A 5,568-nucleotide genomic window follows, 5' to 3' on the forward strand; every position below is an offset into this window, starting at 1 on the left:
CGTCATATTCTACCATGCTGTGCCTAGATTGTGAACCTTCTTTTTTTGCTGTTACCCCGATTTATTGAGCGGATACAGTTAATCTTTAGATTAAGATTTCAGCGCTCGCCAAAAAATGCTACTAAAAAGCATCGTTAATAGACGATTGGTTGCATTTGTGCGCCATGCTATATTCTCAGTATAACCCTGAGACGACAAATAGTATATCCTCAATTTTTAAGTGATCTTACGCAAACAAGCCGACCATCTAGAATACAGAGAAGGCAAATAAATCTAGTTGGCGATCGCCACAACAGGCGTGCACTCTACCTGCCCAACAAATCGTCAAAAATTATGGTGGCTCTACAGCCATTAAAAACTTTACAAATTTAGAAACCCAATCATGCAAAAATTTACTAATTGCCCGGTTGGCAGTTTCAAGAATATCAGCTTTCAGTACATAGCAGGCACTGCACGCAAACCGAAAGAGCCTCCCAAATTGCCAGTTGACCGATGTGAAGACAGCAGCTTAGTATTCGTGAATCCCCGTCCTAAGCTGTTGCGGCATTTAAATTGTATGTCAAAAAAAATCAAAGTCTTGTGGGGTGGGCGTCCCGCCCGCCCTGAATATACAATTTAAATGCGCGACAGCTTACATGGGATGAATTGAGCGATTATTACCCGTCGGGCTGGCAGTGCTATAACACTTACGTGTCTGATGAAAAAGATGTAGTAAAATAAGCAAAACAGCTCAATGAATACCGACACATTCCCATCCCTGTAGGCAAGCGGTTGTTAGACGTTGGGTGCGGCGGAGGTTCCTTTCTTCAAGTCTTCAAAAAACTCGGAGTTGAGGCGGCAAGAATTGAGCCTAGCTCTTCAGCAGCAGCAGCCAGGGAATGCGGTATCGATGTTTTCACAGGCACTGTAGAAGAATACATTGCTAAGAATGGTACTGACAAAAAGTTTGATGTCGTACTTTGTTCCCACGTTTTGGGGGCAACGCCTTTTCCCGTTGAAACACTAGATGGTATGAGGCAGTTGCTGGCACCAAACGGTTACATTTGGGTAGGTGTACCCAATGCTGATAGCGAATACGCGCGCAAGCTGGGCTGGCGCTGGCACAGCACTTATTTTCCCCGCAACCTCATACAATTCACTCCCGAAACTCTGAGTAAAGCTGGAGAAGTTGCTGGTTGGGAAATTCGGTGACAGTCCACTTATTCTTTCCCCGAAGCGGTGGGTTATTCGCTTTGTTTGCGGTGGCGCCATCGCTGGTTCATACCGCACAAAATTTCTAGGCGCTTGCTGTCGGAAAACTATCTCAAGCGGGTAGCGCAGGAATTGGACTCGCGCAACGAAGGCGAGGCAATTATCATGGAATTCTGTCACCCTCAAAGTCGGAATTAAGGCGTTTTGAGGAAAAATATTCGACTTGAGATTTGAGGAAAGAGATTTGAGATTTGAGATTGACTGCACGTCGGCGGCCCCGAATCTCAAATCTTTTTTTTTCGCTTTTGTTAAAACTTCAAAGTTGGCGTTTGGCAGTTGTGCTGTCTTTGGTGTTGGCTATACTATCCAAGATTTAACTCTGGACTTATATCAAATCCGAGGAAAACCTCCTGTTATCCTGAAACCCAATCAGAGAAAGGGTTGTGCGTATTTCGCGCGATTGTTTCAACCCTTGAGGTGTGTACTGTTGGTATGATGAATCACTGTTTCAGATTGCGATTCGGCTTACAACCAACAGCAGCGTCTATAGCAAGAGCCAAAAACAACTGTGTCAAAACCCAAGCATATAGTTTTAACATCCCATCCCCACAGATCCGGCACAAAACCTCATCCCATTTACTGGGGAGAAATCGATCCCCTGAAACGGGGTCCTGTGATTGGCAGCATCAGCAAATCGTCTCACCGGAATGCGATAGGCACTCATTCGGGTTCCTACTCTGTTTATCGAGCCCTAGCAGTTGCCAACGGCGCACTCCCAGCGGATCACCGCCCCGATTTTACCAACACATCTCCGGCGGCACATATCGGGCCACACCCGAGTTGGGGCGATCGCAATTTGATTGTTTCTCTCGATCCCTTTGGAGGTTTGGTCAGCGAAGTTTATACTTCATTTTTCCAGCAGGGATACGATATTCGACCGACAATTGCTGTAACTAAAGCTCACATTAATATGCCGGAATTGCAAGATGCCATCGCGTCGGGGCGGGTGCAAATTGATGGCAAAATAGTCAAAGCAGGCGGCAATTTGGCCGTCACTAAAATTGCGATCGACCCGGTGTGGTATTTGCCGGGAATTGCTAGGCGGATCGGCGCCCAAGAAAGCGTTCTTCGCCGTGTCCTGTTCGAGGAAACAGGCGGAATGTTCTCGGACTTAGTGACGCGGCCCGACTTGCACGTTTTCTTGCCGCCAATTGGCGGAACTACGGTTTATATCATTGGCGATGTCGCCAATATTTCTGACTCGGACAAGCAGTTGGCGGTACGGGTACACGATGAATGCAACGGTTCTGATGTCTTCAGTTCGGATATCTGCACTTGCCGCCCTTATTTGGTACACGGGATTGAAATTTGCATCCAAACGGCACAATCCGGCGGTTCTGGGGTAATTGTTTACTTCCGCAAGGAAGGGAGAGCTTTGGGGGAAGTGACTAAGTTTTTGGTGTACAATGCCAGAAAACGGCAGGAAGGCGGCGATCGAGCTGATGCCTATTTTACGCGCACTGAATGCGTGGCGGGAGTTCAAGATATGCGGTTTCAAGAACTAATGCCAGACGTGCTGCACTGGTTGGGTATCTCTCGAATTGACAGTTTAGTTTCTATGAGCGATATGAAATACAATGCGATTATCAATTCTGGGATTCAGGTGGTCGAGCGCATCCCCATTCCTGAAGATTGGATTCCCGCAGACGCACAAGTCGAAATCGTCGCCAAAAAAGCCGCCGGCTATTATACGCCAGAAACTGTGCCAGATGCTACAATTCTTGCAGAAGCGATCGGACGCGATTTAGGAGATTGAGAGGGCAAAGACGCGAGCGATCGGGCGCGAACCATCGCGTCTTTGCTAAATAAAATTTATTGCTGGTTTTTGATCAGTCAGGGTAGGTTATGCCTCATTTGCGTTCTACTGTGATCGTAAAAACAGATATTTGCGGATATACCGCCCGAGTTAAAAAATTATCTCAGTCGGACTTAAGTAGTTTGTTAAACGAGCATAAAACTTTTATTTCAGATATTAGCACGAAAAATGAAGGCAGCGTGATTAAAGGGGAAGGTGATTCATTTTGGATAATTTTTCCCAGCGTCACATCAGCGGCTGTAGCAGCCCTAGAAATGCAGCAAGAATTGAGAGCCCAACAATCTAGCAAGGCGAACGACGAACGATTGGCTATTCGCGTGTCGATTACATTAGGAGATGTCTTGCATCAAGATAAAGATATATTTGGGGATACGGTGAATTTAACAGCGCGCATAGAATCAGTTACTCCGCCGGATGAAATATATTTGTCTCAAGCAGCATGGCTGGCGCTCAACAAAGCAGAAGTGCAAACGTCTTTTGTCAACGAGTTTTCTTTGAAAGGGATGAGCGAACCGGAAAAAGTCTACAAAGTTGACCAAAGTTACAAAACGCGAATTATAAAAAATCAAGCAATAATTAAAGCAGATTTGAGAGGTTTTATTGCTTATCAAGAATCTAATTCTATCAAAGACGTTGAATATTTGCTCACTAACTTTGATGATTTTGAAAAAACAATTTGCGAAGAATACGGCGGTACAATTCGGAGCATTGTTGGGGATTCCCATTTGTTGACTTTCCCGGAAGCTCACTCAGCCTTAGCCGCAATGGAAAGTTTGTGCGAGAATTGGAAAGTTTTTATTCACGCCAATCAAATACCTTGCGGCTTGTCGGTGGGAGTTGCTAAGGGAAATTTATATATATTTAGGTCTTGCACTTACGGAAAAGATATTAATATAGCCGACAGGCTGGAAGATTTAAGTAAAATAATATCCCCGGGGACAGAAAAAAATTCGGTGATAGTTTCCGATCAAATAAAACGCGAAGTCAGCGGCTCGAAGTGGGAATATAAGCTGATCAAACTAGATAAAAATTCGATTTTAGATAATCTTTTAGATTACAGTCAGTTTGACTTTTTTAAAGAAAACGATGTTTACCGGTGTTTGGTGGTATGAAGTTGCACAATATTGAACTTGAGACTCTAGAATATCTGAGAACGCCGGCTGCTATTCGCCAAAAGTGCGATTCCCTTCGGGATAGCTTCGCTTCACGGCTTTTTGATTTAGCCCGCCTGGACAAACTCCGCTACTTCCGCGTCGATTTATCCCAACTCGACAAAGCAGCAAATTATGTAATTGACACAACGCGCCAACAGTATCCCGATTTTAACATTCCCTTTCACAGTCGCTGGCGACATTTTGAAGCGGGCAACCTGTCGCGACTCGCCGAATTGGATGCAGCAATAGCCGAATTTTCACTCATAGAGCAAGCTAAGATCAAATTTGATTTAGCAATTGTCAGCGTTTTGCTCGATGCCGGTGCTGGTGCAGATTGGCAGTATTGCGAACCTGAAACCGGACAGGTTTACCGCCGTTCTGAAGGGTTAGCAATAGCCAGCTTGCGGATGTTTTGTCAAGGTGTTTTTTCCAGCAATCCCGATTTTCCTTGGCAAGCTGATTCTTGGGGACTTTCTCAATTAAAACTAGAAACCTTAGCGGCAGGATTTCAGGTAAGTCGAGACAATCCGCTAGTTGGTTTAACAGGCAGATTAGAATTATTGCAGCGTTTGGGAAATGCGATTTGCCAGCATCCATTATTATTTGGCAGCGAAAACCCGCGTCCTGGCAATTTGGCCAAATACTTGCTCGACAGTGGGGTTCCTGAAACCAAAACTGTGAATGCTGCGGTCGTGTTGAGCGCTGTTTTGAGAGGTTTTGGGGAAATTTGGCCGGGAAGATATGCAATTGGTGGCGTTAATTTAGGCGATGTTTGGCGGCATCGGGCTTTAACAGGAAAAAATCTGGGAGATGAGTTCGTGCCGTTCCACAAACTATCGCAGTGGTTGACTTATTCGCTGTTGGAACCGCTGCAAGAACTTGGTTTAGAAGTCGCCGGATTGGATGAGTTAACGGGATTGCCGGAGTACCGAAACGGCGGTTTGTGTTTGGATATCGGGCTGCTGCAGGCAAAAGATTCGGCTATTTTTGAGCAGAGTTACTTGCCGGGTTCGGAGGTTATAGTAGAATGGCGATCGCTCACTGTCAATCTTTTAGATAAAATTGCCGCAGCTATTCGAGAAAAGCTGCATTTGAGTGCGGCTCAATTGCCGCTGGTGAAGATTTTGCAAGGAGGAACTTGGGCGGCGGGGCGGAAAATTGCGGCCGAATTGAGGGCTGGTGGAGTGCCGCCAATTCAGATTGAAAGTGACGGCACTGTGTTTTAAAGGGAAGAAGGAAGAAGGAAGAGGGAAGAAGGAAGAGGGAAGAAGGAAGAAGGAAGAAGGAAGAAGGAAGAAGGAAGAAGGAAGAAGGAAGAGGGAAGAAGGAAGAAGGAAGAGGGAAGAA

The 5,568-nt window shown here is 45.6% G+C and carries 5 protein-coding genes; all 5 read left to right on the forward strand.

Annotated elements, in window-relative coordinates:
* The first annotated feature begins 382 nt into the window (after positions 1-382).
* The 5 genes from QUB61_RS37490 to QUB61_RS37510 all read left to right on the forward strand — a co-directional run bounded on the left by QUB61_RS37490 (position 383) and on the right by QUB61_RS37510 (position 5,447).
* Entirely contained in the window at positions 383-619 is a 237-nt protein-coding gene (locus QUB61_RS37490; RefSeq protein ID WP_333135843.1) for a hypothetical protein, read from the forward strand.
* Positions 620-753: 134 nt separating this feature from the next.
* Positions 754-1,191, forward strand: coding sequence for a class I SAM-dependent methyltransferase (locus tag QUB61_RS37495; RefSeq protein WP_333135859.1), 438 nt, complete (start codon positions 754-756; stop codon positions 1,189-1,191).
* 568 nt (positions 1,192-1,759) lie between these two features.
* Complete coding sequence (locus tag QUB61_RS37500) at positions 1,760-3,007, forward strand: GTP cyclohydrolase II (protein ID WP_333135845.1); 1,248 nt, start codon at positions 1,760-1,762, stop codon at positions 3,005-3,007.
* Positions 3,008-3,096: 89 nt separating this feature from the next.
* On the forward strand, positions 3,097-4,179 hold the full coding sequence (locus tag QUB61_RS37505) for an adenylate/guanylate cyclase domain-containing protein (RefSeq protein ID WP_333135847.1): 1,083 nt from the start codon (positions 3,097-3,099) through the stop codon (positions 4,177-4,179).
* The gene (locus QUB61_RS37510) at positions 4,176-5,447 is read left to right on the forward strand and encodes a URC4/urg3 family protein (protein WP_333135849.1); all 1,272 of its coding nucleotides are present in this window, start codon (positions 4,176-4,178) and stop codon (positions 5,445-5,447) included. Before QUB61_RS37505 ends, QUB61_RS37510 begins: the two co-directional genes overlap by 4 nt.
* Positions 5,448-5,568 lie beyond the last annotated feature (121 nt).

Origin of the sequence: Microcoleus sp. C2D2 (assembly GCF_036702495.1) — a bacterium.
Lineage (GTDB): Bacteria > Cyanobacteriota > Cyanobacteriia > Cyanobacteriales > Microcoleaceae > Microcoleus.

Bases quoted from the DNA above. Each gene is read 5' to 3' on its own strand.
- QUB61_RS37490 (WP_333135843.1), top strand. From the start codon at position 383: ATGCAAAAATTTACTAATTGCCCGGTTGGCAGTTTCAAGAATATCAGC.
- QUB61_RS37505 (WP_333135847.1), top strand. From the start codon at position 3,097: ATGCCTCATTTGCGTTCTACTGTGATCGTAAAAACAGATATTTGCGGA.
- QUB61_RS37510 (WP_333135849.1), top strand. From the start codon at position 4,176: ATGAAGTTGCACAATATTGAACTTGAGACTCTAGAATATCTGAGAACG.